The following is a 926-nucleotide window of genomic DNA, read 5'->3' on the forward strand; positions in this document are numbered from 1 at the left end:
GGGCGCACCCGCCGACCTCACGCTAGTCCGGTTCGACCGCGACTACGCGACGTTGCCGGTCCGCGATCCCGGAGCGTCGCTCCTGACCACCGGGTCACGCTCGATCGTCGACGTCGTGATGGTCGACGGCGGCGTGGTGATCTCAGACGGTCGGAGCACGCGCATCGACGAGGCGGCGTTCACCAAAGAGGTTGCGTCCCTCTGATAGGACGCGAAGGCTCCACGTTGAACCGGTCGAATGACTGCACAAAGTCGAAGGTGCGCTCGAGCTAGGGACCGTCGTCGTGCTGATCGCGTGCCGAGAGCAGCGCGGCGAAGTAAGGTCCGAGCATCGCGACGGTCCACTCATTGACGAGATCGTCGTCGGCGTCAAGCGGTGCATGCCTGACGTTGCCGTCGCCATGTGTGACAGTCCGAGGCCGTAGACACCGGCAAAGACCGTGACGTCTGCGAGATCGCGCCACCGCTGTGACGTTGTGTCGGTGAAGTGCTGCGCATGCTGGAACGTGCCGACGACGATCATCGCCTGTCCTGCGCCAGCGGCCTGAGCTTCGAGCGCTTTACTCATCTCGACGAGCAGTCGCTTGGTTCCGCGGCGCGGCTCCTGCATGACTGACGCCAGCGCATACGGGGTGTCGGCCGACGGCGCGGGGCTCGACCACACCGGCGCCTCGGGGAAGGGCACCACCTCGTCGGCCGGGAGCTCCGACGGGTTGGCGTGCCTCTCGCACGGCGCCCAGTGTCTCGTGCGGGGCGGTGCAGCAGCTGCGCGGGCAATACCGAGAAGACCAGGCGCTGCAGGGCGACCGGCGTCGGCAACGCGTCGAGTTCGTGCTGCGGGATGGAGTCCATGTCGACGGTGACGAGCACCGGGAGGATCTCGGCGAGTTCCGCGGACTGCGGGAGCCGGCGAACACCATCTTCTG

Annotated in this window: 2 pseudogenes; one reads left to right on the forward strand and one right to left on the reverse strand. The window is 67.1% G+C overall.

The features are described from left to right. Nucleotides 1–205: pseudogene (locus B3T59_RS20365) on the forward strand (amidohydrolase); the annotation flags it as partial. Between the two features lie 67 nt (nt 206–272). On the opposite strand, the pseudogene B3T59_RS20370 reads toward B3T59_RS20365, so the two are convergent. Beyond that, nucleotides 273–715: pseudogene (locus B3T59_RS20370) on the reverse strand (DICT sensory domain-containing protein); the annotation flags it as partial. Between the last annotated feature and the right edge of the window lie 211 nt (nt 716–926).

The sequence above is a fragment of the Gordonia sp. UBA7860 genome, assembly GCF_002500165.1.
GTDB classification, from domain to species: domain Bacteria; phylum Actinomycetota; class Actinomycetes; order Mycobacteriales; family Mycobacteriaceae; genus Gordonia; species Gordonia sputi.